Source organism: Stenotrophomonas sp. WED208, assembly GCF_040984485.1.
Lineage (GTDB): Bacteria > Pseudomonadota > Gammaproteobacteria > Xanthomonadales > Xanthomonadaceae > Stenotrophomonas > Stenotrophomonas riyadhensis.
This window is the reverse complement of record NZ_JAZARB010000001.1, coordinates 3,542,469-3,567,361: the sequence shown is the minus strand read 5'-3', so window position 1 is coordinate 3,567,361 and position 24,893 is coordinate 3,542,469. Positions and strand designations below refer to the sequence as shown.

Below are 24,893 nucleotides of genomic sequence, written 5' to 3'. Positions count from 1 at the left end.
GGGGCCGCCCGGGCGGGCCGGGGGCGGGAGGGTGGGGCTGCCGGCCTTGCGCCTGTCCGGAGACGTCGCAGGCTGGCGGCGGAATCAGCGTTTGGGCGTGTAGCGGCCCTTGGACTGGCTGAGGAAATGATACGTGTTGTTCTTCGAATCCACTTCGAAGCCGACGCCGGACTGTTCCATGCCCGGGCGGGTCATGGTCACCAGGGCGTCGGTGCGGGCGCGGTTATCCCTCGGGAACACGTCCAGGTGGTCGGTGCGGAAGGTGGTCGGCACCGTGCCGGGGCCGGCCGGGCTGTCGCCCGCCACATTGCCGCGCAGCTTCATCTCGTCGCCCTTGGCGCTGAGCCAGCCGGTCTCGGCACGCAGGGTCCAGTGCCTGCCATCCTTGTCCGGCATCTCGAACAGCGGGGTGGCGATGTTGATGGTCTGGTCGCCGCGCTGGCGTTCCAGCAGCGGCGCGCGCAGGGTGGTCGATTCCTTGCCGTGCTCATCCAGGGCGACAATCTGGAAGTCGTGCAGGATGTAGTCCACGCCGACCTCCTGGCCGCCGTTGGCTGGCCCCTTGTCGCGGTTGCGCAGTGCGGCCCAGCTGCTGAGCAGGGCCGCCAGCAGCAGGCCGATGCCGAGCAGGGTGCGCCAGTTCACGGTGGGCAGGTTCATGCGCCGAACCTCGCCAGCACCGCATCCACATGACCCTGCGCGGCCAGCAGGATGTCGCACAGCTCACGTGCGGCGCCCTGTCCGCCCTCGGTACGGGTCTGCCAATGCACGCGCTCTGCAATCCATGGGTGGGCATTGGCCGGAGCGACGGCCAGGCCGACCGCGCCCAGCGGTGCCAGGTCGGGCAGGTCATCGCCCATGAACGCCACCTGTTCCAGGCCGATGCCGTGCTGTGCGCATAGGGCCTGCACGCTGGCCAGCTTGTCGCCCACGGCAATCTGGGTGTCGATGCCGAGGTCGGCGCCGCGCTTGAGCGCCGACTGGCTGTTGCGCGCGGTGATCAGTACGGGGTGGATACCGTGCTGCTGCAGCAGTTTCAGGCCCAGACCGTCCTGCACGAAGTACGCCTTGCTCTCGTTGCCGTCCTTGTCGTAGTACAGCCGACCGTCGGTGAGGGTGCCGTCCACGTCGAAGCAGGCCAGGCGGATACGGGCCGCGGCGGCATGCAGGTGGGCGGGGAAGGCGGGCAGGGGGGACCAGGGCATCAGGGCGGCAGGCTCGTTGGGGGCGGGTGCGGCGTTACAGACTGAATGGGGTCTATGGACTGTCGGTTAAACCACCCGGGCCCGCAACAGGTCATGAATGTTCAGGGCACCGACTGCGCGGCCCTGGCCATCGACCACAATCAGGCCGGTGATCTTGTGGGTCTCCATCAGCCGGGCCGCCTCGACGGCCAGCTGGTCGGCGCCGATGGTGCGCGGGTTGCGCGTCATCACATCGGCGATCTTGGCGGTGCGCACGTCCAGCGCACTGTCCAGCGCGCGGCGCAGGTCGCCGTCGGTGAACAGGCCGATCAGCACGCCGTCGGCATCGACCACGGCGGTCATGCCCAGCCGTTTGCGGCTCATCTCCATCAGCGCTTCACTGAGGCTGGCGTCCGCGCCCACGCTGGGCAGGTCGTCGCCGGTGTGCATCACGTCGGTGATATGCAGCAGCAGGCGGCGGCCGAGGCTGCCGGCCGGGTGTGAACGGGCGAAATCGTCGGCGGTGAAGCCGCGTGCGTCGAGCAGGGCCACGGCCAGCGCATCACCCATCGCCAGCGAGGCGGTGGTGCTGGAGGTCGGCGCCAGCGCCAGCGGGCAGGCCTCGGCCGGCACGCTTACGTCCAGATGGATGTCGGCGGCGGTGGCCAGGCTGGACTGTGGGCGGCCGGTCATGGAAATCAGCACGTTGCCCTGGCGCTTGAGCACCGGCAGCAGCATCAGCACCTCGTCCGATTCGCCCGAATAGGACAGGGCCAGCACCACGTCGTCCTCGGTGATCATGCCCAGGTCGCCGTGGCCGGCTTCGCCCGGGTGCACATAGAAGGCGGGTGTGCCGGTCGAGGCCAGGGTGGCGGCGATCTTGCGGGCGATGTGGCCGGACTTGCCCATGCCGGTCGCAACCACGCGCCCACGGCTGGCCAGGATCGCCTGGCAGGCCTGCTGGAAGGCCTCGCCGAGGCGGTCGGCCACGGCATCCAGCGCCTGCCGTTCGATCTCGAACACGCGGCGGCCACTGGCGACCAGGCCGGCAGGGTCGACGGAACGGGGGGGCAACAGGGATTCGGCCATGCGGACGCCACGCAGCGGAAGTAGAATGGAGGCACATTTTATTAGGAAAGCCCGTTGGACGCCGACACCATCCGCAATCTGATCGAAACCGGCCTGCCCGGCGCCCGTGCCGACGTGCAGGGCGACGATGGCGTGCATTTCGAAGCGACCGTGGTCTGCGAGGCCTTCGCCGGCAAGATGCCGCTGGCCCGCCACCGCATGGTGTATGCCACGCTGGGCGACCTGATGGGCGGCGCGATCCACGCGCTGGCGCTGAAAACCGTGACCCCGGCCGAAGCCGGCTGAACCGCAGAAGATCCCGAATACATGGCCAAGATCGTTGTGACCGGCGGCGCTGCGCTGCACGGTGAAGTGAGCATCTCCGGCGCCAAGAACGCCGTCCTCCCCATTCTCTGCGCGACCCTGCTGGCCGATGCGCCGGTGGAGATCACCAACGTGCCGCACCTGCACGACGTGGTCACCACGGTGAAGCTGCTGGGCGAGCTGGGCGCCAAGGTCACCATCGACCAGGGCACGCTGTCGCGTGGCAGTGCGATCGTGGTCGACCCGCGTTCGGTCAACCAGCACGTGGCACCGTACGAGCTGGTCAAGACCATGCGCGCCTCGATCCTGGTGCTGGGCCCGCTGCTGGCCCGCTTCGGTGCGGCGGAAGTATCGCTGCCGGGCGGCTGCGCGATCGGTTCGCGTCCGGTCGACCAGCACATCAAGGGCCTGCAGGCGCTGGGCGCCGAGATCGTGGTCGAGAACGGCTTCATCAAGGCCACTGCCAAGCGCCTGAAGGGTGGCCACTTCACCTTCGACATGGTCAGCGTCACCGGCACCGAGAACGTGCTGATGGGCGCGGTGCTGGCTGAAGGCACCACCATCCTCGACAACTGTGCGATGGAACCGGAAGTGACCGATCTGGCGCATTGCCTGATCGCGCTGGGCGCGAAGATCGAAGGCCTGGGCACTGCCCGCCTGGTGATCGAAGGCGTCGAGCGTCTGTCCGGTGGCCGCCACGAAGTGCTGCCCGACCGCATCGAGACCGGCACCTTCCTGGTGGCCGCAGCGATGACCGGCGGCAAGGTCACGGTCAACCGCGCACGCCCGAACACCATGGACGCGGTGCTGTCCAAGCTGGTCGAGGCCGGCGCGAAGATCGAGACCACCGACGACACCATCACCCTGGACATGCAGGGCAAGCGGCCGAAGGCGGTCAACCTCACCACCGCGCCGTACCCGGCGTTCCCGACCGACATGCAGGCGCAGTTCATGGCGCTCAACTGCGTGGCCGACGGCGTGGGCGTGATCAATGAAACGATCTTCGAGAACCGGTTCATGCACGTCAACGAACTGCTGCGCCTGGGCGCGGACATCCAGGTCGAAGGGCATACCGCCATCGTGCGTGGCAGCGAACACCTGAGTGGTGCGCCGGTGATGGCCACCGACCTGCGTGCATCGGCCTCGCTGATCCTGGCCGGCCTGATGGCCAGCGGCGAGACCACCATCGACCGCATCTACCACCTTGATCGTGGCTACGAGAACATCGAAGAGAAGCTGTCTTCGCTCGGTGCCACCATCCGGCGCGTGCCATGATCCTGCGCGGCAAGTTCAGCCCGCGCCGCAAGGCGCTGCTGGCCCTGGTGCTGATCGTGCTGGCGTGGCTGGGCTATGCCTGGTACGCCAACATCGCCATCACCCAAGGCATCGAGCAGAAGGACATGGACTGGAACGGCGACGGCACGGTCTCGCGTGATGAGATCATCGAGTCGTTCTATGCGGTTGCGGTGAATGACAGCCAGGACGGCAACCGCCATTGCCGCACCTTCGTCTGGCGCAGCACCGGCGAGCAGATCCGCGTGGACTGCCGCACCGAGTTCAAGGCGGCCGAAGAGAAACCGGCCGAAGCGAAGAAATAAGAAAACGCCCGCGGAAGCGGGCGTTTTCTTTTCGGTAGTGCCGGCCGCTGGCCGGCAACCCCATGAACCTCGTGGAGCATCGCGAGAATGCCGGCCAGCGGCCGGCACTACCGGTTCGCGCGTCAGTTCATCGCCTTGATGGTCAGGTCCAGCGCATCGCGGCCGCTCTCACGTTGCAGCATGCGCGCTGGCACCGGGAATTCCGGCACGATCCACGCGATCAGTTCCTTGTTGCCATCGGCACGCGAGACCTTGGTGGCCTCGTAGCTCTTGCCACCCACGGTGATCGATTCCTTGCCGACCACGCGGTAGGTCATGTTCTTGATGCGGCCCTCGTCGACCATGCGATAGGTCAGCGGCTTGCCCGCGGCCAGGTCACGGGCGATCGCCAGGTTGATCAGCAGCGCATCCATGTCACCGGCTTTCAGCGCAATCGGTCCAGCGCGATCCGGCTTGATGTCGCCGGTCCAGGTGGCCTGATTGCTGGTCCAGTTGTAGTTGGCCTGCACGTTGCGCTTCTTCACCAGCAGCGCCGAACGGTCCTGGCTGCTGAGCGGGCGCAGCTGGCCACGCACTTCCTCGAACACTGTGCTCTGGCTGAGGTCGGCCAGCTGGTTCTTCACCTGCAGGCTGTAGCGCCACTTGTTGCTGCCTTCGCTGGCCAGGGTCATGGTGCCGTTGGCCTGCATGCCCATGTAGCTGGCCAGGTAATCGGCCTTGAACGGTTCCAGCGCCATGGCCGGCAGGCTGGCCACGGTCAATGCCGCAGCCGCGATCCAGGTGAGGGGGCGGGTCAGGGTGGTCATGCTCAGACTCCTTGGTATTCGATCAGGCGCAGGTCGACGCGGTCTTCGCCGTCTTCGCGTTGCAGGATGCGCACCGGGGTGGGGACACCGTTGGCGATCCAGAGGATGGTTTCGTTGTTGCCGCCGTTGGTCCGGTAGACCCGCAGGGCGTTGTAGGACAGGTCGCCGACCTCCACGTTCTCGGTCTGCGGCGCGGCCTGGTAGTCGTGCTGGCGGACCTTGCCCATGTCCACGTAGCGGTAGTGCATGGTGGCACCCGGGCGGGCGTCGCGCATGATCGCCAGGTTGATCAGCAGCGCGCTCTGGTCACCCGGCTGCAGCGGGATCGGCTGCGCACGTTCCTTCTTGACGTCGCCGGTCCACTGCGCGGTACCGGCCTGCCAGTTGTAGGTGCCGACCGCCTTCTTGCCCAGGAACAGGCCCTTGCGCACCGTGCTCTGGCTGAGCGGTGCATAGGTGCCGCCGCGTTCTTCGAACACGGTGCTCTGCTCGATGTTCAGGCCCAGCACGCTGGCGAAGCCGCGGCGGCCGACCACCTGCATGTCCACCCGCCATTGATTACCGCCGGTGTGGGTGACCTGCATGCTGGCATCGCCGGCCTCCTTGCTCTTGTAGAAGGCCTGGTAGGTGGCGGTGAACGGCTGCAGCGGCGGCGGCTCCCAGGCCAGTGCCGGAGGCATCGGCACGGCCGGTTCGGCGGGCGGCTGCACAACGGGTACCGGCTGCGCAGGGGCCGCAGGCGGTTGCGCCTGTCCCCAGCCCACGCCGGGAAGCACGGCAAGCGACAACAGCAGTGAAGTGGACAGCAGGGTCGTGGTCTTCATGGAGGACAGGGACCGCAGGAGGGGGCAGGATGCCAGCCCCGCAGTCAGCGGGGCGTGTGCATGGGGACTACCGGTTCAGGTTCCCGGCGGAATCTAGGGCCAACGGGCTAAACAGGGGGTGACCGTCCAGTTGCGGCTGGCCCTCCCGTTCAGCCAGGCGGCCGGCGCACAACAGCTGCAGGGTGGCGATCAGCAGCGGATGCTCCACCGCCAGCACGCGTGCAGCCAGGCTGTCCGCGTCATCGCCGGGCAGCACCGGCACCCGCACCTGCGCCAGCACGGCGCCGGCGTCCAGCTCGGGCACGACGAGGTGCACGCTGGCACCGTGCTCGGCATCGCCGGCGTCCAGTGCGCGCGCGTGCGTGTCCAGGCCCTTGTGCAGTGGCAGCAGTGACGGGTGGATGTTGACCAGGCGGCCATCGAAGCGCTGCACGAAGGCGGCGCCGAGGATGCGCATGTAGCCGGCGCAGATGATCCAGTCTGGCTGCACGGCGGCCAGTGCATCGCCCAGTGCCTGCTCGTAGGCGGCGCGGTCGTCGAACTCCTTGGGTGCATGCGCCCAGCGCAGGCCGGCATCGACACGCAGCAGAGCGTCCGCGGCGGGGCGGTCGGAAAACACGCCGACCACCTCGGCCGGCAGTCGGCCGTCGGCAATGGCATCGAGGATGGCCTGCAGGTTGCTGCCACGACCGGAGGCAAGCACGGCGATGCGGGTGGGTGTAGTCATTGCAGGGCGCTCCGGCGGATCAGCGGCCAGGTCAGCAGGCTGCCCACGGTGGCCATCAGCATGTCGGCATGCGCGTCCCACATGTCGCCCTGCTGGCCGTTGTAGGCCTCGGCGGCATCCGGTGACAGGGCCAGTGCGATGGCCCACTCGAACCATTCATAGACCAGGCTGGCGCACATCACCGTCATCACCACCAGGGTGAAAGCCTGGCCCAGGCGCAGCGCCGGCCACGCGTGGCGGGCCAGCTGCAGCAGCGCAGGGGTGAAGCAGACGCCGAACAGAAAGTGGATGAGGCGGTCGAAATGGTTGCGCTGCCAGCCGAATGCCGTATTCGGCGACCAGCCGGTCAGCGTCTGCGCCCAAGCGTCGTAGGGTACGTTGGAATACAGCCAGCGCGCGGCCACGCAGTGCAGGGCGATGAAGCCGCAGATCGCGATGAAGGCGCCGTTGCCCAGCCAGCCGCCGCGACGGTCGACCCACAGCAGCGCGGCCAGCCCGATCACGGTCAGGGTGCTGTGCAGGGCCTGTTCGGTAGGCCACAGCGGGTGGACCCAGCTGATTGCGAACACCGCCAGCACGGCGGCAAAGGCCAGCTTCTTGGGGCCCGAGAAACGGTGGGTGGTGGGCGAAGCGGACGTCGGGAGGGCAGGCGCGGACATGGGAAATCGATCAGGAAAGGACGGGGCGTCTGCCGGCAGGTTCAGACACTGAGGTGGTCGCCGCGGTCGAACAGCGCGGCCATGTCAGGTTTGGACAGGAACACCCAGGCATAGGCGGCCAAGGCCATGCCCAGCGGGCCGGCCAGTACGCCCAGCCACGCCGCGCGCCGGCACCAGGCCAGCCCGGTGCGATGTGACAGCTGGCGCGCGGTATACAACTGCACGAACCCCAGCACGGCCGCCAGCACGGCGATGGACGCATAGACCGTGGTTAGCATCCAGGCATCGTCCAGTCCGCGCGAGTGGGCCACCCATCCGCTGAGGCCAAGGAACGCCACTGTGGCGAACCAATGGAAGCCGGCCAACGCGTAGAACAGCACTTTCAGCGTCTGCAGATGGCTGGTCAGCTGCAGCTGCGCCAGGGTCTGATGCGGTAGCGGCGGCGGATTGCCGGAGGCGGTCATGCGGGCGTGGCGGGAAGGTCGAAGGCGGCCTTCACCTGCGGGCGCAGCAGGGTGATCAGGCTGAACACCCCCAGCACCGTGCCGACGGGGGTGAACAGGCAGGCCAGGCCGGCCGCGATCAGGCACAGCAGGTAGCGGCGTCTCTGGGCCAGGCAGCGGCCGGCATAGGCGACGAACGCGCCCAGGGTGACGCCACCGAATACGGCGACGCAACCGATGAGGGTGAACATCCAGCCGAACAGGCGCTGTTCGGCCGGCGACGACGGCTGGCCGCCGGAATTCATCGGCAGGTTGCCGGTGAGCGCGGTGATGCCCAGCACGATGTGGATGATGAAGATCAGCGAGAACAGCACGATCAGGCCGCCGACCACGTAGTGCGCGATGGCCAGCATGCGCAGGTGGTCGGCATCCTGCGCGTTGAACACCGGTACCGTCGCCAGCGGCGGCGGCACGGGGGCGGGCGACAAGGGGGGCGTTGCGTCCATGCGGGCTCCTGGGTTGTCGGGATCAGGCGATGTGGACGCGCTCGGCGCCTTCGGCGGTGACCACCTGGCCGATGGTCCAGTGCTCCAGGCCCTGCGCCTTGACCGCATCGGATACCGCGGCCACCTGGTCCGGCGCCACGATCAGCACGAAGCCGATACCGCAGTTGAAGGTGCGCCACATCTCGCTGTCGGCGACAGCGCCTTCCTTCTGCAGCCACTGGAACACCGGCGGCAGGGTCCAGGACGAGGCCTGGATGTCCAGGCCGAGGCCGTCGGGCACCACGCGGATGATGTTCTCGGTCAGGCCGCCACCGGTGATGTGGGCCATGCCGTGGATGGCCGCGCCGTGCGACTTCAGCAGCGACAGGATCGGCTTCACGTACAGGCGGGTCGGCGCCATCAGCGCATCGACCAGCTTCACGCCGCCTTCCAGCTCCAGCTCGGCCGGGCGGCCGGCGCGGTCGTAGATGCGGCGCACCAGCGAGTAGCCGTTGGAATGCGGGCCGGACGAAGCGATGCCGATCAGCACGTCGCCGGCAGCCACGCTGGCGCCATCCTTCAGCTCGCTCTTCTCGACGGCGGCGACGGTGAAGCCGGCCAGGTCGTACTCGCCCGGGGCATACATGTCGGGCATTTCAGCGGTTTCGCCGCCGATCAGCGCGCAGCCGGCCTCGGTGCAGCCGTTGGCGATGCCGCCCACGACCGCCGCGGCGGTGTCGATGTCCAGCTTGCCGGTGGCGAAGTAGTCCAGGAAGAACAGCGGTTCGGCACCCTGCACCAGCACGTCGTTCACGCACATGGCGACCAGGTCGATGCCGATCGTATCGTGGCGGTTCAGCTGGTGGGCCAGCTTCAGCTTGGTGCCCACGCCGTCGGTACCCGACACCAGCACCGGCTCGCGGTACTTGTTGGACAGGTCGAACAGGGCGCCGAAGCCGCCCAGGCCGCCCATCACTTCCGGGCGGAAGCTGCGCTTGACCAGGGGCTTGATCCGCTCGACCAGTTCGTTGCCGGCGTCGATGTCGACACCCGCGTCACGGTAGGTGAGGGGGGAGGGGGCGGAAGACGGGGTGTTGGTCACGGGCGTCGGCGCTGGCAGGGGTTGAACGGGCGATTTTAACAGGCCGCATTGGCGCAAAGGCCGTATTCGGGCAACAATTCCCCCGGATACGTCGAGCCAATGGATGTCCTGATGCGCCGCAGCCTGATTCTGACCCTGCTCCTTGCGCTGAGCCTGCCGGTGGCCACGATGGCCCAGAGCGGCCTTCGCACCGAGGGTGATGTCGCCACCGCCAGTGGCGCGTACGAGGCCGAAGTGCCCGTCAACAGCCAAGCCGAAGCCGACCGCAACGGTGCCCTGGCCCGCGCCTTGAGCGTTGTACTGGGCAAATTGTCCGGCGATCGCAGCGTGATGTCGCGCCCCGGCGTGGCGCAGGCGCTGCGCAATGCCAAGGATTACGTGGCCAGCTACGACTACAAGCAGGACCAGAGCGTGAGCGCCAGTGGCGCCCCCAGCTTCCGCACCCTGCTGGTGGCGCGCTTCCGCGAGGACGACGTCGATTCGCTGGTGTCGGCGCTGGGCCTGCCGCTGTGGCCGCAGCCGCGACCGAAGCCGGTGCTGTGGCTGGCCGTCGATGACGGCAGTGGCCCGCGCCTGGTCAGCGTGCAGCAGGCCAACGCCGCCCGACCGCTGCTGAACCGCGCCATTGAGCGCGGCTACAAGCTGGGCCTGCCCAGCGGTGGTGCCGCCGAACAGGCGCTGGCCGGTGCCATCTGGCGCCAGGACAGTGCCGCCGTGGCCCGTGCCTCTTCGCGCTACTCGCCGCCGATGCAGCTGATCGGCAAGCTGTACCGCGCCAACGGCGGCTGGCAGGCGGACTGGGTGTTCGTCGACAACGGCCGTGAGCTGAACAAGTGGACCAGCAAGGACGCCAACGCCATGCGCGCGATGGCCGCCGGTGCCGATGGTGCCGCCGATGCGCTGGTCAAGCGCTATGCCAAGGCCGGCGCCGCCGTCGGCCAGGCCGGGAGCTACCGGGTGGTGGTCACCGGCATCAACAGTGCCGACGACTACCTGCGCCTGGCCGCCGGCCTGCGTGAGGTGCCGGTGGTGCGCAACGTCACCCCGCTGCATGCCTCGGCCGGCCAGCTGGAGCTGAGCCTGGAGATGACCACCGGCCTGGCCGGCTTCAACCGCATGCTGGGCGACAACGGCGTGCTGGTGCCGAGCGCGCCGCTGCCGGCCCTGCCGACGCCGATCGACGACACCACCGGTGCCCCGGTGGCCCCCCCGGTCAGCAACGAGTACCGCCTGCGATGACTCTGACCCCGGAAGCCGAAATCGCGCAGTTCCTGCGCCGCCTGAAGTACATCCTGTTCGCCGGCCTGATCGGCTGGGTGGTGTGGCTGCTGGCACCGATCCTGACCCCGTTCGTGCTGGCGCTGGCGCTGGCCTGGCTGGGTGACCCGCTGGTGGACCGCATCGAGGCCACCGGCCGCTCGCGCATGACCGGCGTGGTGCTGGTGTTCGCGGCGATGGTGCTGGTGATCGTGGCGCTGCTGCTGGTGCTGGTGCCGATGATCGAGCGCCAGATCACCACCCTGATTGCGGTCGCGCCGCAGGCACAGGCGTGGCTGATGGAAAAGGGCATTCCCTGGTTCGAGCAGAAGACCGGCCTGGAAGTGATGCAGTGGCTGGACCCGGACCGCCTGATCGAATGGGTGCGCAGCCACTGGCAGCAGGCCGGCGGTTTCGCCACCACGTTCATGGGCTACGTCTCGCGTTCGGGCTTTGCGATGGTGACCTGGGTGGTCAACATCCTGCTGCTGCCGATCCTGGCGTTCTACTTCCTGCGCGACTGGGACAAGCTGGTCGAGCGGGTGGCGTCGGTGATTCCGCGCAACCAGGTCGGCACCATCAGCGCGCTGGCGCGTGAGTCCAACGAGGTGCTGGGCGCGTTCATCCGCGGCCAGTTCCTGGTGATGCTGGCGCTGGGTGTGATCTATGCCGGCGGCCTGTCGCTGGTCGGCCTCAAGCTGGGGCTGCTGATCGGCCTGATTGCCGGCCTGATCAGCTTCATTCCCTACCTGGGCGCGACCACCGGCATCCTGATGGCGGTGGTGGCCGCACTGGTGCAGGCGCAGGGCTTCGACCTGAAGCTGCTGATCCTGGTCGGCGTGGTGTTCACCGTGGGCCAGCTGCTGGAGAGCTATGTGCTGACCCCGCGCATTGTCGGCGACAAGATCGGCCTGCACCCGGTGGCAGTGATCTTCGCGGTGATGGCTGGTGGCCAGCTGTTCGGCTTCCTCGGCATGCTGCTGGCGCTGCCGGTGGCGGCGGTGACCAACGTGCTGCTGCGCTATGCCCACCAGCGTTACCGGCAGAGCGAGCTGTACGTGGGCGAGAAGCCGGCGATCGTGCTTGATGGCGTGGTCGACGCCCCCCATATCATCATTCCGGACGACAAGGGCCCCGACCTGAAGTGATGGGTGTGCCGCAACTGCCGCTGGCCCTGCATTACCCGCGGGACCAGCGCCTGGAGACCTTCATCGGCGCGCCGGACGGCGCGCTGGCGCAGCTGCGCGCGATCGCGGTCGGTGCCAGCCACGATTGGGTCTATCTGGAAGGTGCGGCGGGCACGGGCAAGACCCACCAGGCACTGGCGATGTGCTCCAGCGCCGAGCAGGCCGGGCGACTGCCGACCTACGTACCGCTGGCCAGCGCCGCCGGCCGCGTTCGTGCGGCGCTCGATGGGCTGGAAGCGCGCGAACTGGTGGCGCTGGACGGCCTGGATGAGGTTGCCGGCAACCGCGAGGACGAGATCGCGCTGTTCGATTTCCACAACCGCGCGCGCGCTGCGGGCGTGACCGTGCTGTACACGGCGCAGAAGGCGCCGGGCGAACTGGGCCTGGTGCTGCCGGACCTGCGCTCGCGGTTGGGCCAGTGCGTGCGCGTGTTGCTGCAGCCGCTGGATGAGGAAGGGCGGGCCGCAGTGCTGCGCGAACGCGCGCTGCGGCGTGGGCTGGCGATCGACGAGGCCTCCATCGAGTGGCTGCTGTCGCATACCGGGCGTGAGCTGGGTGGCTTGATCACGCTGCTTGACTGGCTGGACCGCGAGTCGCTGGCGGCGAAGCGGCGGATCACCGTGCCGTTCCTGCGCCAGGTGCTGGAAGAAGGCCGGCCGCGTTACTGAGGGTGGGGTTTGCTTTGCAGGGCTGCGCCCTGCACCCGCCGAAGCAACGTCAACGTCAACGTCAAAAGCTGGCTTCCTGAGGGGAGGCGGGGTGGCTCAGGTTGCGGGGGACGGCGCAAGTACGTCCATGTAGCCTCGGTCGCGCCATCCATGGCGCTCACGCCCCCGCAACCTGAGCCACCCCGCCTTCGACAGGTTCCCGCGATCTGCCGGGACTGCGTACTGCATTGCTGTTGATGGGTGTCGACCTTGGTCGATACGTGTCTTGCTTGTGGTGGGTGTCGACCTTGGTCGACACCAGAGCGAGCGTAGCGACGCGACCCGCTTTTGCTTTTCTTTTTTCTTTTCCGTGGCTGGACGCCCACGGAAACTGTCAGAGGCCGGTCGGGTGGGCCATGCAGGGGCGTTGGCGCCATGGATGGCGCCATCGAGCTTACATGGACGTACTTGCAGCGTCCCCTGCATGGCCCACCCGACCGGCCAAACACGCGATCCGCTCTACGCGACCAACCACGAGGGGCTCAGCCGTTCGCCGCCAACTCAGCATCCAGCGCGCGCAGGCGATCCACGGTCCCGACATCGGTCCAGCGCCCGCGATGGTGCTGCCCCGTCATCAATCCCTGCGCCATGAAGTGCTTCTGCAGCGGCACCACCGAGAACTTCGGCGGGAGCCGCTCGCTGCCCGGCGCATCACCGATCACCGCGCGCCAGTCGGCCATGATCGATGGACGGTACACGCCGATGCCGGCATAGGTCAGGCACGCCCCTGCGCGGTCGTGGTGCAGCAGGCCCTGTGCATCCAGGCGGTAGTCACCGTCCGGGTGCTGAACCGGATTGTCGACCAGTACCAGATGCGCCTGGCCCTGCGGTTCGCGCGGCAGCGTGGCGAAATCGAAATCGGTCCAGATGTCGCCGTTCACGACCAGGAACGGGGCATCGCCCAGCACCGGCAACGCGTTGAGGATGCCGCCGCCAGTTTCCAGCGGGGTCGCTCCTTCGTACAGGAAATGCAGGCGCAGGCCCCATTGGCTGCCATCGCCCAGTGTCGCCGGAAACTGCTCGGCCAGCCATGCGGTGTTGACCACCACCTCGCGTATGCCCAGCGCCGCGAGGCGTTCCAGGTGCCAGACGATCAACGGCTTGCCAGCCACGTCCAGCAGCGGCTTGGGCGTGCGCAGGGTCAGCGGGCGCATGCGCTCACCCAGCCCAGCGGCAAAGACCAGTGCCTTCATCGGGCCACGCGCATCGGTGCGGCCAGCTCGGCCAGCGCCGGTTTGATGCGGTCGTCCAGCAGCTGCTGCAGCGGCGCCAGTTCGCGGTAGCGCGGCAGCACCTCATCCAGATAGGTGATGAAGCGCGGTGCATCGTCCAGGTAGTGACCCTTGTTGTCGCGGTAGCGCAGGCGGCAGAACAGGCCAAGGATCTTCACGTGGCGCTGGATGCCCATCCAGTCGGCATCGCGCAGGAAGGTGGCGCGGTCGGGCACCGGCAGGCCGGCGTCGCGGGCACGCTCGTGGTACTGCGCCAGCCACTCGTCCACGCGCTGCAGCGGCCAGCTCAGAAACGCGTCCTTGAACAGGCTCATCGCATCGTAGGCGATCGGGCCACGCACCAGGTCCTGGAAATCCAGCACCGCGGGGCCGTCGTCGACCGGCATCAGGTTGCGCGGCATGTAATCGCGGTGGGTCATCAGCTGGGCCTGGCCCAGCGCGTTGTCCATCAACCTGCGGTGCACCAGCTGCAGCCCTTCAATCTCGCCACAGTCCAGCTCCAGCTTCAGGTGGCGCTGCAGGAACCATTCGTCGAACAGGCCGGCATCGCGTTGCAGCAGCGCTTCACCGAACTGGCCGAAGTCGGCCGGCACCGGAATCGCCTGCAGGCGCAGCAGCTGTTCGATCGAACGGCCGAACCATTCATCGGCATTGCGCTCGTCGAGGATCCTGGCCAGGGTCGGGCCGCCGAGATCTTCCAACAGCAGGAAGCCGGCATCCAGGTCCTGCGCCAGCAGCGCGGGCACGCGCAGGCCGTTGTCGTGCAGCAGGCCGCGCATGCGCAGCCACGGCCGCGGATCTTCCAGCCCCGGCGGGGCGTCCATCACGATGTGGCTGCCGCGCGTGCTGGTGGTGCGCCAGTAGCTGCGCATGCCGGCATCGACCGAGGCGCGTTCGACCACCGCGTTGGCATCATCGAGCTGGGTACGGGCCCACTGCAGGCGCTGCGCGCTGCGCTGGGGATCAGAGGCTGGTTCGGTCATGCAGGCATATCCGGGCGCGCCGGGCGCGCCAACGTCGGCAACAGGAAGGGAAGGGGGAGCGGCGTCAGCGGCGGCCGCTGAACAGGCGCAGCACGGCCAGTACGGCCACCGCGCCCACCACCGCACCGAGGAAACCGGCCGGTTCGCCGGGGGCGTACCAGCCCATGTACTGGCCGAACCAGCCGGCCAGCAGGGCACCGAGAATGCCCAGCACGATGGTCAGCAGGCAGCCCATGCGGTTGTTGCCGGGCATGAAGAAGCGCCCGAGCAGGCCGACGAAGAAGCCCACCAGCAGGATGTACAGCCAGCTGCTGCTGCCGAACAGACCATTCATGCGCGCGGATTCCGCTTGAGTGTGGACGCAGCCTAGCAAGGCCAGGCTGCGTCCGTCACGGGTGCCGGATCAGCAGCAGCCGTGGTCGCCGTGGCGGGTGCCGCTGTCGGCAGCCACCGGCGAACCGCTGGTCTCGCCGCGCAGGCTGGCGGCGTAGTGCTCGCTGATCACCTTGGACACGCAGGCGGTGACCTTCTTGCCCATCGGGATGTGCAGGAACTCGTTCGGGCCGTGCGCGTTGGAGTGCGGGCCGAGCACGCCGGTGATCATGAACTGGGCGCCCGGGAACTTCTCACCCAGCATGCCCATGAACGGGATCGAGCCGCCTTCGCCCATGTACATCGCCGGCTTGCCGAAGAAGGCCTGGCTGGCGTCGTCGATGGCCTGGGTCAGCCACGGCGCCATCGCCGGGGCGTTCCAGCCGGTGGAGGCCTTTTCCAGGTCCAGGGTGACGTGGGCGCCGTTCGGCGGATCGCGCAGCAGCGCTTCCTTCAGCAGTTCACCGCAGGTCTTGCCATCGGCGGTCGGCGGCAGGCGCAGCGACAGCTTCACCGAGGTCTGCGGGCGCAGCACGTTGCCAGCCGATTCCAGCGCCGGCATGCCACCCACGCCGGTGACCGACAGTGCCGGGCGCCAGGTGCGGTTGAGCACCAGTTCGGTCAGGTCTTCGTTCATCGGACGCAGGCCGTCGACCATCGGGAACTTCTCGAAGATCTCGGTATCCACCACTTCCGCGGCGCGCTTGGCCTGTTCCTGGCGCTCGGCCGGAATCTCAACGTTCATGCCGTCGATCAGGATGCGGCCGGTGTCCTGGTCCTCGATGCGCGACAGCAGCTGGCGCAGCAGGCGGAAGCTGGACGGCACCACGCCGGAGGCATCGCCGGAGTGCACGCCTTCATTGAGCACCTTCACGGTGAAGTTGCCGCCGGTCAGGCCGCGCAGCGAGGTGGTGCACCACAGCTGGTCGTAGTTGGCGCAGCCCGAATCCAGGCAGATCACCAGCGACGGCTTGCCGATGCGGTCGGCCAGATGGTCGACGTAGGCCGGCAGGTCATAGCTGCCCGACTCTTCACAGGCTTCGATCAGCACCACGCAGCGCGCGTGCGGCAGGCCCTGGGCCTGCAGTGCCAGTACCGCAGCCAGCGAGCCGAAGATCGCGTAGCCGTCGTCGGCGCCGCCGCGGCCATACAGCTTGTCGCCGCGCAGGACCGGGGTCCACGGGCCGAGGTCGTCGTCCCAGCCGGTCATTTCCGGCTGCTTGTCGAGGTGGCCGTAGAGCAGGATGGTGTCGTCGCCAGTCTCGGCGCCGGTGGCCGGAATTTCCAGGAAGATCAGCGGGGTACGGCCTTCCAGGCGCACCACTTCAACCTTCAGGCCGGGCAGCTGCTGGGCCTTGGCCCAGTTCTCCATCAGGGTGACCGCCTGTTCCATGTAGCCGTTCTGCACCCAATTGGCGTCGAACATCGGCGACTTGTTGGGAATGCGGATGTAGTCGACCAACTGCGGGACGATTTCGTTGTCCCACTTGTCATTGACGAATTGGCCGAGCTTGGCGCTGTCCATCTGAAACTCCAGTTGCATGGGCTGATCCGCCCATTCTACGCCTGTGCTGCGGGTAGGGTTTTTCCTACATCACGTCGGGTATTTGGCTGGCTTACGGAAATCCGGGAAACCGATAGGCTGTGCACATGTGGTGACGGACACTGTTCCTGCCGACGGGATTGCCGGTCGGGACGGCCAGAATCACAGGGAGATACACGTCGTGCCTTGGTTTGTCGTGTTGAGGGCACTGGTGCTGGTCGTGGGGATCGCTGGGGCGCATGCCGCCGAACCGATCGACATCAACCGCGCCGATGCCCAGGCGCTGCAGCAGGGATTGACGATGGTCGGAGCCGCCAAGGCCGAGGCAATCGTCGAGCACCGGCGCAGACACGGCCCGTTTCACCGCGTCGAGGACCTGACGCAGGTGAAGGGGATAGGGAAAGCAATCGTCGAACGGAATCGACAGCGGATCACCGTAGGCAACAGGCTGTTGCCAGCGGATCCGGTACCCGGATCGGTACCGGTGCGGACCGTACCCAGGCGCTGACAGCAGGAATCGTCGGAACCGGCAGGAGGCTGGTTCACTGGACACGGGCAGGAAGTCCGTGACCACCGACCGCCGCAGGATGCGGCACCAATCACCAGGATGGTGGCATCACAGACCTGTGGAAGGGGCTGAGATACAAACAGGACAGACGCGGCCGCGTGCAGGATGCATCGCTACCCCCACTGCGCAGGATGCGAGGGGGCGGCAGCAGGCCGACAAGGACGTAACGATTGCCCGGTACGACACATGGCTGTGTCGCCGGGCAGTTTCATTTCCGGCGCCTGGTTTTGCCGTGGCCACCACGGGCCGATGGTGTACGGTGGCCGCTCCGCATGGAAAGGACACCGCTGGATGTTTCCGCACCGCCCCACCACCCTGATGCTCGCCCTTGCACTGGCCCTGCCGCTGCTGGCCCAGGCTGCCGCGTCGACGCCGGCTGCCAAGCCCGCAGCTGCCACTGCCGGCAGCGCCGACGTGCGCGGGCCGACCGATCTCAAGCCGGGCGAATACCTGTGGCATCCGGAAATCTCGCCGACCGGCCCGATCGTGCTGGTGGTCAGCCTCGATGAGCAGCGCGCCTACGTCTACCGCAACGGCATTGCCATCGGCCTGACCACGATCAGCTCGGGCAAGGCCGGGCATGAGACGCCGACCGGTGTGTTCACCATCCTGCAGAAGGACAAGGACCACAAGTCCAACCTCTACAACAGCGCGCCGATGCCGTACATGCAGCGGTTGACCTGGGATGGCATCGCCCTGCATGGCGGCAGCCTGCCCGGTCATCCGGCCTCGCATGGCTGCGTGCGGCTGCCGCAGGCCTTCGCGCAGAAGCTGTTCAGTGAAACCCAGCGCGGCGATACCGTGGTCGTGGCCGATGCCAAGAGCTCGCCGATGACGCTGGCCTATCCGTCGGTGCTGGCACCGGTCAACGCGCGCGGCCAGGCCCTGCCGGAGACCGAGGGCGGGGCGCCGGCGCAGGCCTGGTGGGATGACAGCGCGGCCCCGGCCGGGCAGGTCGGCATCCTGGTCAGCCTGCACGACCAGCGCCTGTACGTGCTGCGCGATGGCGTGATGATCGGCGAGTCGCCGCTGAAGGCCGACGCCTTGCCGGCGTTCCAGGGCACCACCCTGTTCGTGATGGGGCAGGGCTACAGCGATACGCCCAGCCCGTTGGACGCGAACCAGCGCCTGCACCAGTGGACAGCCTATCCGCTGCTGGGCCAGGACCGTGCCCAGGCAACCCCGGACCTGCTGGCCACGCCCTCGCTGCCGATGGCGCTGCCGGCCGATTTCGCCCGCCAGCTGTACCAGGTGCTGGTACCGGGCACGACCCTGCTGGTGACCTCGCTGCCGGCGGTCCGCCCAAGCCCGGCTGAATCCGGAATGCAGCCGGTCTTGGAATCCGAGCCGCCAGGGTCCACCCTCAAGGGCAACTGAGTCTCTCGTTGTGCCCATGACTGCATCCCGCCTGTGCCGGCTGGCCGCGTTCGGCCTGCTGGCGACCTCGGCCAGCGCCCCGGCGCTGGCACAGACGCCCGCCCTCGCCACCAGTGCCGATGATCTGGCTGCCCTGCTGTCGCGCAGTGCGCCCAAGGCCGACCGCCACGTGTTGCAGCTGGCGGCGCACGCCATGCGCTGCGCGCTGCAGCGGCCGGAGCTGGGCATCAATGGTGATCGCCTCAGCGTGATCGATTATTCGCGGCCGTCCACCGAGCCGCGTCTGTGGGTGTTCGACCTGGCCCACCAGCGCCTGCTGTTCGAGGAATGGGTGGCGCATGGCCGCAACAGCGGTGAGAACCGCACCGAACACTTCTCCAACCGCGATGGCAGCTTCATGTCCAGCCTCGGCGCGTTCACCGCGCAGGAGACCTACGTGGGCGGCAATGGGTATTCGCTGCGCCTGGCCGGGCTGGAGCCGGGCTTCAACGACCGCGCGCGCGAACGCGCCATCGTCATCCATGGCGCCCCCTACGTGAACCCGGCGACCGCGCAGCTGCAGGGACGGCTCGGCCGCAGCCTGGGCTGCCCTGCGGTACGCCTGTCGGTGGCCAAGCCGCTGATCGACGCATTGCGCGGCGGCACGATGGTGTTCGCCTACTACCCCGACCAGGACTGGCTGAAGCACTCGCAGCTGCTGGGCGGCGAGTGCGGTGGCCAGGGCACGCTCGCCGCGCGGTGATGCACGACGGCGCGCGGCATGATGCAATGCGCCGATGAACATCGACTCCCTGCTGCACACTCCGAGCCAGGTGATCTCCAGCCTGGACTATCGCCGCGAACGTTGGCGCAACGGCCTGGGTTGGACCCGCGAGATCCTGCGCCTGCCCGCGCAGGGGGATGACTGGGCGCTGCGCCTGTCGGTGGCCGAAATCGAACAGGATGCCGCGTTCTCTGCCTTCCCCGGCGTGGAGCGCGAACTGGTGTTGCTGCAGGGCAATGGTGTGCGTCTTCGTTTCGAGGATGGCCGTGTGGCCGAGGTTCTGCCGCCGCACGGGCGCGTGCGCTTTGCCGGCGAGGACGCGCTGCACGGCGAACTGGTCGATGGCACCACCCACGACTTCAACCTGATGTGGAAGCGCGAGTTGCTGCAGGCCGAACTGCTGCACCGGCCGCTGGTGGGCACGATGTTCTTCTTCTGCGAACCGGGCGTGGCCTGGGCGCTGCATCTGCTGGCCGGCCAGGCGGAGTTTGGTGCCGACAGTGGTTTGCCGGCGCTGCAGGCGGGAGACACTGCGTGGTTGGCGGCCGGTGAACGGCAACGCCATGCGTTGCAGGGAGGTGGCGAGTTGTTGGCGATACGGGTGAGTGCGGCGGCGGGATGATTCCTGGGCGCCGGTTGGCACTATCCACGCATGGCGTGGATCTACTGCAAATGCGGTTGCCACCATGCCTGGACACGCCGTTGTAGATCCACGCCATGCGTGGATGCGGCCACCGATGCCGCGTCACGGTGCGAACCAAGGTTCGCACCCACCAGAAAGCGGTTCGCACCCACCAAGAATCGGTTCGCACCCACCAGGATGCGGTGGCCTCAATACACATCGCGCCGGTAACGACCGGCCAGCAACAGCGCTTCCTTGCCCGCGGTACCCAGCACCTGCTCGATCACTGCATCCACCGCCGGGGCCATACCCTGCAGGCTGCCGCAGACCAGGATCGTGGCGCCTTCATCCACCCACTGGCGTAGCGTTGCCGCTTCGGCCAGCAGCCGGTCCTGCACATAGCGGTGCGCACCGCCATCGCGGCTGAACACTGCATCCAACCGCACCAGCGTGCCGTCGGCCAGCATCGCCTGCAGTTCTTCACCGAAGTGGAAGTCATGCGCGGCGGTGCGCTCACCGAACAGCAGCCAGGTGCGGCGTGCGCCACTGCGTACGCGTTCGTGCAGATGCGCGCGCAGGCCGGCGATGCCGGTGCCGTTGCCGATCAGCAGCAGCGGCACGTCGGCGGCCAAGCCGTGGAAATTGTCGTTGCGGCGCAGACGCAGCTGTACCGGTTCGCCGATGGCAGCGTGGTCGCACAGCCAGCCGCTGCCAATGCCGGGTGTACCGTCAGCGCGCAGCTGGCGGCGCAGCAGCAGCTCAACCGCACCGTCGGCCATGACCGAGGCGATGGAATACTCGCGATGCGGCAGCGGTTGCAGGGTCGCCAGCAAGGCAGGCAGATCACCCGGGGGAACCAATGAGGGCAGGTGCGAGCGCGCGACACGGGCCAGCAACGTCTGCCCATCATCCAGCACGGTGTCCGCGTCGAAGCGTTGTGCATCCAGCCAGGCACGCACGGTGTGCGATGCGTGCTGCGGGCCGATCTCGGCGATGTCACCGGCCTGCCACTGCGCATTTGCATCGGCCGGGGGCTGCAGGCGCAACCAGTACACCGGACCACCGGGGCTGCCCGGGTTCAAATGCTCGCGTTGCAGCAGCGTCCACGGCTGGTACTCGGCCGGACTCCAGTCGGGCAGTTCGCTGGCGTTACCGCCGAGTTGTCCCAGCAACTGTTGCCAATGACGCAACGCTGCCGGATCGGCGTTGTCGACCTCGATGGCGTCGAACAGCGGATGCGCGCCGTGTTGGCGCAGCCAAGTGTCCAGCTGGTGGCCGAATCCGCAGAAGTGGCCATAGCTGCGGTCGCCCAGCGCGAGCACCCCGTAGTGCAGGTGCTGCAGCGGGGGCGGGGTGGCCATCACTCCGCGCAGGAACGGCAGGGCGTGGTCGGGTGGATCGCCTTCGCCGGTGGTGCTGGCAATGAACAGCGCGCGCTGGCTGGAAGCCAGCAGTGCTGCATCCACCTCATGCAGCCCGCGCACGCGCACTGGCACGCCGGCACCGCGCAGGGCCTCGGCGCTGCGTTCGGCCAGTTCGCGGGCGAAGCCGGTCTGGCTGGACCAGACCAGCAGGATGGGCGCGGTGTCTCCGGTTGCGGCGTCGTCGCGCGGGCGCCCACGCCACCACAGTGCCGCGCAGGCCAGCGCATACAGCACCGTGGCGAGCACCGCGATCTGCGAGTGCCGCGCCGGTGGTGCGCCCCGCCACCACGCTTCGCCGAGATGCAGGCGAAGCAGTGCCCAGCCGATCGCTGCCAGCAGGAGCAGAACCAGTGCGTTGCCGAGCCAGGCGCGCGATGGACGTGCGCTCATGCGTCCTGCTCGTCGAGCAGGCGCTGGAAGGCGCTGCTGAGGAATTCCTGCGGGCCGTCTGCCGCACGCTGCAGGTAGCGCGCAGCCAGTCCTTCGCGCTCGGCCAGTGCCATGCCCTGTTCGCGACCGAGTACGGTCAGTGCGGTGGCCCATGCATCGGCGTGCATGGCGTCGTCGGTTACCACCGTGACCGCCGCTGCAACCTGCCGCACCGGTCTGCCCGAGCGCGGGTCCAGGCTGTGACTGTAGGCCTCGCCATCGGCCTGGTACTGGTGCCAGCGATCACCGGAGGTGGCCACCGCCTTGCCGTCCAGCGCCAGCACCCGTGGCGGGGTATCGGTGTGCACGTCTTCTTCGGGTGCGGATTCCACCAGCACGCGCCACGGCTGGCCGTCCGGTTTGCGGCCGTAGCCGGCCAGTTCGCCGCCGACTTCGATCAGCGCGGCAGTGATGCCTTGTCCACGCAACCAGGCGGCCACGTGATCGACGCCGAAGCCCTTGGCGATCGCAGAGAGATCCAGTTCCAGTCCACCCGGTTGCAGCAGCGCATCGTCCTGCCACTGCAGGCGCTGCCAACCGCAGTGATCACGCGTGGCCTGCAGGGTAGCGTCGTCGGGCTGGCGGCGTTCGCCGGCATGTGCCCCGAAGCCCCACAGTGCAACCAGCGGACCGATGGTGGGATCGAAGGCGCCGCCACTGGCGGAAGCGATGGCCTGTGCGCAGGCCAGAACGTGACGGGTTTCGGCCGGCAGCACGCACCATTGGCCGGCGTCGGCGCGGTTGTAGCGACTCAGATCCGAACCACGCTCCCAGGTGCTCATCTGCGCGACCACCTCGTCCAGCCGCGCCTGGATGCCAGCATGCAGCGGGTGCAGGTCGCGCTGGCGCGACGCGACCAGCGACACGCTCCAGGTGGTGCCCATGGTGGTGCCACCGAGGCGGGCGATGTCGAGCAGGGAATCGGTCATGGTGGTGTGCTGCAGGCGCGATGCCGGGGCGTGCCCGGCATCGCGGTCCACGTCATTACTGCGGCAGCACTTCCAGCGTGGCGACGTAGCTCAGGCGGCGCTTGGCGGCCTGCTTCACCGAGGTCTTGTTGTCTTCGGTGCCGGTCTCCAGCCAGTACATGCCGGCTTCCGGCCAGGTCACCCTGATCTCGCCCTTGGCATCGCTGGTGACCTTCAGCTCGTCCTGCGCGTTGCGGTAGCGGGTGGCGCCACGCACGATCTCGAACTCCAGGCCGGCGGTCGGCTTGCCGTCGACCAGCACGCGGAAGGTGGCTTCCTCACCGGCGAACAGATCGTTCGGGTGGCCGACGGCGACCAGCTCGATACCACGGTTGGTCGGCTTCAGCGCGGTGTCGTTCGGGGCGCCGTTGGTGACGAAGGTCTCCACGCGGCCGACCGACTGGCTCACTTCCAGCTTCTTCGCATCCTTGGGCAGTTCGCCGAAGGTAGCCACGCTGCCGCGCCAGCGCTTGCGCTCGCCGTTCTGCTCGTAGGTGGCGAACAGGCCGTCATTGACCGACGCGATGCGGTAGGTGCCCGGCTGCTTCAGCTCGACATCGAACACGCTGCGGTACTTGCCGGTGGACGCGTTCTGCGGCTGCACGGTGCTGCCGTCCGGCGCGGTGATCACCAGCGACTCCAGGCGCAGCGGCACGTGGTTGAAATAGAACAGGTCGTTGGAGACCGCACCGTCGACGGTGATCCACGGCGCATTGCCGGCGATCACGGTCTGCGAGGGCAGCAGCCAGGCCTTGTGGGCCAGGGCGGAGAAGGGAAGGGCAGCGGCCAGAGCGGCGGCGAGGACGAGCGTGCGCTTCATGCGGAAGACTCCAGTTGGAAGGGGGCGGATCCCTTTCCATCGGAAAGGGCTCTGACCCCGGGGGATAGGGCGATGGGGTCAGAGCCCTTCCTGCGGAAGGGATCCGACCCCGGGTCAGGCGGTTAAGGTTTGACGGCGAGGGTGACCTGGCCCAGTTCGGTGGCGCCCTGCGCCTTGCCGTTCTGCGCGGCGGTGGCCGGCCAGGTGAAGGGGATCTTCAGCAGTTCACGGCCGCCGACTTCGCGCACCGCTTCCACCACCAGGGTGTAGTTGCCCGGAGCCAGCTGCTTCAGCGCCGGCTGCTTGTCGTTGAACGACAGCGCGTGCTTGCCGGCCGGGCGGGTCGGGCCGGTCACGCCGTCCACCGGCACCTGCAGGGTGCGGCCGCTCTTGCGCCACCACTGGCGCAGGTCCGGCAGCCACTTGGTGCCGTGGCCTTCGCTGTTGCTGGTCTGCTGGTACCAGACCGACAGGTTGGCCGCGACCTTCTGGTCGGCGCCTTCCAGCCACACCGCCACGTACGGGCGGTGGTACTCGGCCACGTTGAGCTTGGGCACTTCGACGTTGATGTCGAGGGTGGTGGCATAGGCCGGCGAGGTGGCCAGCAGGCCGCTGAGGGCGATGGTCAGGGTGACGCGCATGGGGCGGCTCCGGAAACGAACGAAGGAAAGTCAGTGGATCAGCAGCAGGGCGATCAGCAGCGGGATCATCAGGCCGAGGCCGACCAGCGGCCAGGTCATGCGCCGCTGCCGTGCATGCAGGTGAAGCAGGAACAGGCCGGTGATGCAGAACACCAGGCAGGCCACGGCGAACAGATCCAGGAACCAGCCCCACGCCGGGCCCGCGTTGCGGCCCTTGTGCAGGTCGTTGAGGTAGGACACCGCGCCGCGCGAGGTTGATTCGTACTCCACCGCGCCGGTCGCGCGATCGATGCTCAGCCAGGCGTCGCCACCCGGGCGTGGCAGTGACAGGTAGATCTCTTCAGCCGACCACTCGGCCGGGCGCCCGCCGATGGCGATGCCCAGCTGCGTGTCCAGCCATTGCCGGGCCGGGCGCGGGATCGGCGCGTTGCCATCCTCGCGCGTGCCCAGCTGGCCCAGCAGCGCGGCCGGCAGTTCCAGATGCTGGTTCTGCACCTCGGGCTTGGCCTCGATCTTCGCGGCATGGTTGAGGGTCAGGCCGGTCACCGCAAACAGCAGCATGCCGATCAGGCAGACCGCCGAGCTGATCCAGTGCCACTGGTGCAGCGTCCGCAGCCAGAAGCCACGGTTCTGTTGCTGCTGCACGGTGGAAGAGGCAGGACGGCTCACGGCACGGTTCGAGGCGGACGGGGACTGCCCATTACATCATTGATGAGAATAGCTCGCAATTGCGTATCGTTCTGTATCCCTGGGGGATTGCCGGCCAGCGGTCGGCACTAC

The 24,893-nt window shown here is 67.9% G+C and carries 29 protein-coding genes; 10 read left to right on the top strand and 19 right to left on the bottom strand.

Going from position 1 to position 24,893, the window contains the following annotated elements:
- Positions 1-84: 84 nt before the first annotated feature.
- The 3 genes from lptC to VPH47_RS16125 all read right to left on the bottom strand — a co-directional run bounded on the left by lptC (position 85) and on the right by VPH47_RS16125 (position 2,273).
- A complete protein-coding gene (gene lptC / locus VPH47_RS16135) occupies positions 85-660 on the bottom strand; it encodes an LPS export ABC transporter periplasmic protein LptC (RefSeq protein ID WP_368851253.1) in 576 nt (191 codons plus the stop codon).
- Positions 657-1,205, bottom strand: a complete 549-nt coding sequence (locus tag VPH47_RS16130; protein ID WP_164162976.1) for an HAD family hydrolase — start codon at positions 1,203-1,205, stop codon at positions 657-659. Before VPH47_RS16130 ends, lptC begins: the two co-directional genes overlap by 4 nt.
- A 66-nt stretch (positions 1,206-1,271) precedes the next feature.
- Complete coding sequence (locus VPH47_RS16125) at positions 1,272-2,273, bottom strand: KpsF/GutQ family sugar-phosphate isomerase (RefSeq protein ID WP_110711422.1); 1,002 nt, start codon at positions 2,271-2,273, stop codon at positions 1,272-1,274.
- Between the two features lie 54 nt (positions 2,274-2,327).
- Between VPH47_RS16125 and VPH47_RS16120 the strand changes: the two genes are divergently transcribed.
- The 3 genes from VPH47_RS16120 to VPH47_RS16110 are packed head-to-tail and all read left to right on the top strand — an operon-like array spanning position 2,328 to position 4,174.
- Positions 2,328-2,558: a BolA family protein gene (locus VPH47_RS16120; RefSeq protein WP_005408396.1), complete on the top strand. Its 231-nt coding sequence runs from the start codon at positions 2,328-2,330 to the stop codon at positions 2,556-2,558.
- 21 nt (positions 2,559-2,579) lie between these two features.
- Entirely contained in the window at positions 2,580-3,851 is a 1,272-nt protein-coding gene (murA, locus tag VPH47_RS16115) for a UDP-N-acetylglucosamine 1-carboxyvinyltransferase (protein ID WP_014036247.1), read from the top strand.
- Complete coding sequence (locus VPH47_RS16110; RefSeq protein ID WP_049459898.1) at positions 3,848-4,174, top strand: hypothetical protein; 327 nt, start codon at positions 3,848-3,850, stop codon at positions 4,172-4,174. The genes murA and VPH47_RS16110 overlap by 4 nt, the downstream gene beginning before the upstream one ends.
- A gap of 122 nt (positions 4,175-4,296) precedes the next feature.
- On the opposite strand, the gene VPH47_RS16105 is transcribed toward VPH47_RS16110, so the two are convergent.
- The 7 genes from VPH47_RS16105 to purM all read right to left on the bottom strand — a co-directional run bounded on the left by VPH47_RS16105 (position 4,297) and on the right by purM (position 9,220).
- Complete coding sequence (locus tag VPH47_RS16105; protein ID WP_197611348.1) at positions 4,297-4,980, bottom strand: DUF3108 domain-containing protein; 684 nt, start codon at positions 4,978-4,980, stop codon at positions 4,297-4,299.
- A gap of 2 nt (positions 4,981-4,982) precedes the next feature.
- Complete coding sequence (locus VPH47_RS16100) at positions 4,983-5,804, bottom strand: DUF3108 domain-containing protein (RefSeq protein WP_110711428.1); 822 nt, start codon at positions 5,802-5,804, stop codon at positions 4,983-4,985.
- 67 nt (positions 5,805-5,871) lie between these two features.
- The gene (gene purN, locus VPH47_RS16095; RefSeq protein WP_110711430.1) at positions 5,872-6,531 is read right to left on the bottom strand and encodes a phosphoribosylglycinamide formyltransferase; all 660 of its coding nucleotides are present in this window, start codon (positions 6,529-6,531) and stop codon (positions 5,872-5,874) included.
- On the bottom strand, positions 6,528-7,190 hold the full coding sequence (locus VPH47_RS16090) for a DUF2238 domain-containing protein (RefSeq protein ID WP_368851252.1): 663 nt from the start codon (positions 7,188-7,190) through the stop codon (positions 6,528-6,530). Before VPH47_RS16090 ends, purN begins: the two co-directional genes overlap by 4 nt.
- 41 nt (positions 7,191-7,231) lie before the next feature.
- Positions 7,232-7,654: a hypothetical protein gene (locus tag VPH47_RS16085; protein ID WP_032130364.1), complete on the bottom strand. Its 423-nt coding sequence runs from the start codon at positions 7,652-7,654 to the stop codon at positions 7,232-7,234.
- Positions 7,651-8,139 (bottom strand): hypothetical protein, encoded by a 489-nt coding sequence (locus VPH47_RS16080; protein ID WP_180838130.1) that lies wholly within the window; start codon positions 8,137-8,139, stop codon positions 7,651-7,653. Before VPH47_RS16080 ends, VPH47_RS16085 begins: the two co-directional genes overlap by 4 nt.
- 22 nt (positions 8,140-8,161) lie before the next feature.
- Positions 8,162-9,220 (bottom strand): phosphoribosylformylglycinamidine cyclo-ligase, encoded by a 1,059-nt coding sequence (gene purM / locus VPH47_RS16075; RefSeq protein WP_049421530.1) that lies wholly within the window; start codon positions 9,218-9,220, stop codon positions 8,162-8,164.
- 99 nt (positions 9,221-9,319) lie between these two features.
- Between purM and VPH47_RS16070 the strand changes: the two genes are divergently transcribed.
- Genes VPH47_RS16070 through hda form a run of 3 tightly spaced genes read left to right on the top strand, consistent with a single transcriptional unit; the run spans position 9,320 to position 12,332 of the window.
- Positions 9,320-10,459: a DUF2066 domain-containing protein gene (locus VPH47_RS16070; RefSeq protein ID WP_110711440.1), complete on the top strand. Its 1,140-nt coding sequence runs from the start codon at positions 9,320-9,322 to the stop codon at positions 10,457-10,459.
- The gene (locus tag VPH47_RS16065) at positions 10,456-11,625 is read left to right on the top strand and encodes an AI-2E family transporter (protein ID WP_110711442.1); all 1,170 of its coding nucleotides are present in this window, start codon (positions 10,456-10,458) and stop codon (positions 11,623-11,625) included. The genes VPH47_RS16070 and VPH47_RS16065 overlap by 4 nt, the downstream gene beginning before the upstream one ends.
- Positions 11,625-12,332 (top strand): DnaA regulatory inactivator Hda, encoded by a 708-nt coding sequence (gene hda, locus VPH47_RS16060; protein ID WP_071228071.1) that lies wholly within the window; start codon positions 11,625-11,627, stop codon positions 12,330-12,332. The genes VPH47_RS16065 and hda overlap by 1 nt, the downstream gene beginning before the upstream one ends.
- Before the next feature lie 521 nt (positions 12,333-12,853).
- Here the strand turns inward: hda and murU are convergent.
- The 4 genes from murU to VPH47_RS16040 form a co-directional block, all read right to left on the bottom strand.
- On the bottom strand, positions 12,854-13,564 hold the full coding sequence (gene murU, locus VPH47_RS16055) for an N-acetylmuramate alpha-1-phosphate uridylyltransferase MurU (protein WP_368851251.1): 711 nt from the start codon (positions 13,562-13,564) through the stop codon (positions 12,854-12,856).
- Positions 13,561-14,586: an aminoglycoside phosphotransferase family protein gene (locus VPH47_RS16050; protein WP_110711446.1), complete on the bottom strand. Its 1,026-nt coding sequence runs from the start codon at positions 14,584-14,586 to the stop codon at positions 13,561-13,563. The genes murU and VPH47_RS16050 overlap by 4 nt, the downstream gene beginning before the upstream one ends.
- A 64-nt stretch (positions 14,587-14,650) precedes the next feature.
- The gene (locus VPH47_RS16045) at positions 14,651-14,920 is read right to left on the bottom strand and encodes a GlsB/YeaQ/YmgE family stress response membrane protein (RefSeq protein ID WP_005415577.1); all 270 of its coding nucleotides are present in this window, start codon (positions 14,918-14,920) and stop codon (positions 14,651-14,653) included.
- A 69-nt stretch (positions 14,921-14,989) separates the two neighbouring features.
- A complete protein-coding gene (locus VPH47_RS16040) occupies positions 14,990-16,483 on the bottom strand; it encodes a M20 family metallopeptidase (RefSeq protein ID WP_368851600.1) in 1,494 nt (497 codons plus the stop codon).
- Between the two features lie 199 nt (positions 16,484-16,682).
- Here VPH47_RS16040 and VPH47_RS16035 point away from each other — a divergent pair, with 199 nt between their 5' ends.
- From VPH47_RS16035 to VPH47_RS16020, 4 genes are all read left to right on the top strand, one after another.
- Complete coding sequence (locus VPH47_RS16035; RefSeq protein WP_014036262.1) at positions 16,683-17,009, top strand: helix-hairpin-helix domain-containing protein; 327 nt, start codon at positions 16,683-16,685, stop codon at positions 17,007-17,009.
- Positions 17,010-17,360: 351 nt separating this feature from the next.
- Positions 17,361-18,446, top strand: coding sequence for a L,D-transpeptidase (locus VPH47_RS16030; RefSeq protein ID WP_368851250.1), 1,086 nt, complete (start codon positions 17,361-17,363; stop codon positions 18,444-18,446).
- Positions 18,447-18,462: 16 nt separating this feature from the next.
- Positions 18,463-19,188 (top strand): murein L,D-transpeptidase catalytic domain family protein, encoded by a 726-nt coding sequence (locus VPH47_RS16025; protein WP_368851249.1) that lies wholly within the window; start codon positions 18,463-18,465, stop codon positions 19,186-19,188.
- Positions 19,189-19,222: 34 nt separating this feature from the next.
- Positions 19,223-19,831, top strand: coding sequence for a HutD family protein (locus VPH47_RS16020; RefSeq protein ID WP_368851248.1), 609 nt, complete (start codon positions 19,223-19,225; stop codon positions 19,829-19,831).
- 209 nt (positions 19,832-20,040) lie between these two features.
- On the opposite strand, the gene VPH47_RS16015 is transcribed toward VPH47_RS16020, so the two are convergent.
- The 5 genes from VPH47_RS16015 to VPH47_RS15995 all read right to left on the bottom strand — a co-directional run bounded on the left by VPH47_RS16015 (position 20,041) and on the right by VPH47_RS15995 (position 24,782).
- Positions 20,041-21,645, bottom strand: coding sequence for a sulfite reductase subunit alpha (locus tag VPH47_RS16015; RefSeq protein WP_368851247.1), 1,605 nt, complete (start codon positions 21,643-21,645; stop codon positions 20,041-20,043).
- Positions 21,642-22,613, bottom strand: a complete 972-nt coding sequence (locus tag VPH47_RS16010) for an FAD:protein FMN transferase (RefSeq protein WP_368851246.1) — start codon at positions 22,611-22,613, stop codon at positions 21,642-21,644. The genes VPH47_RS16015 and VPH47_RS16010 overlap by 4 nt, the downstream gene beginning before the upstream one ends.
- Positions 22,614-22,668: 55 nt before the next feature.
- Positions 22,669-23,472: a DUF4198 domain-containing protein gene (locus VPH47_RS16005; RefSeq protein ID WP_368851245.1), complete on the bottom strand. Its 804-nt coding sequence runs from the start codon at positions 23,470-23,472 to the stop codon at positions 22,669-22,671.
- 122 nt (positions 23,473-23,594) lie between these two features.
- Positions 23,595-24,113: a DUF2271 domain-containing protein gene (locus VPH47_RS16000; protein ID WP_004147429.1), complete on the bottom strand. Its 519-nt coding sequence runs from the start codon at positions 24,111-24,113 to the stop codon at positions 23,595-23,597.
- Between the two features lie 30 nt (positions 24,114-24,143).
- Positions 24,144-24,782 carry a PepSY-associated TM helix domain-containing protein gene (locus VPH47_RS15995; protein ID WP_071228079.1) on the bottom strand — a complete coding sequence of 213 codons (639 nt, stop codon included), beginning with the start codon at positions 24,780-24,782 and terminating at the stop codon, positions 24,144-24,146.
- Positions 24,783-24,893: the final 111 nt, after the last annotated feature.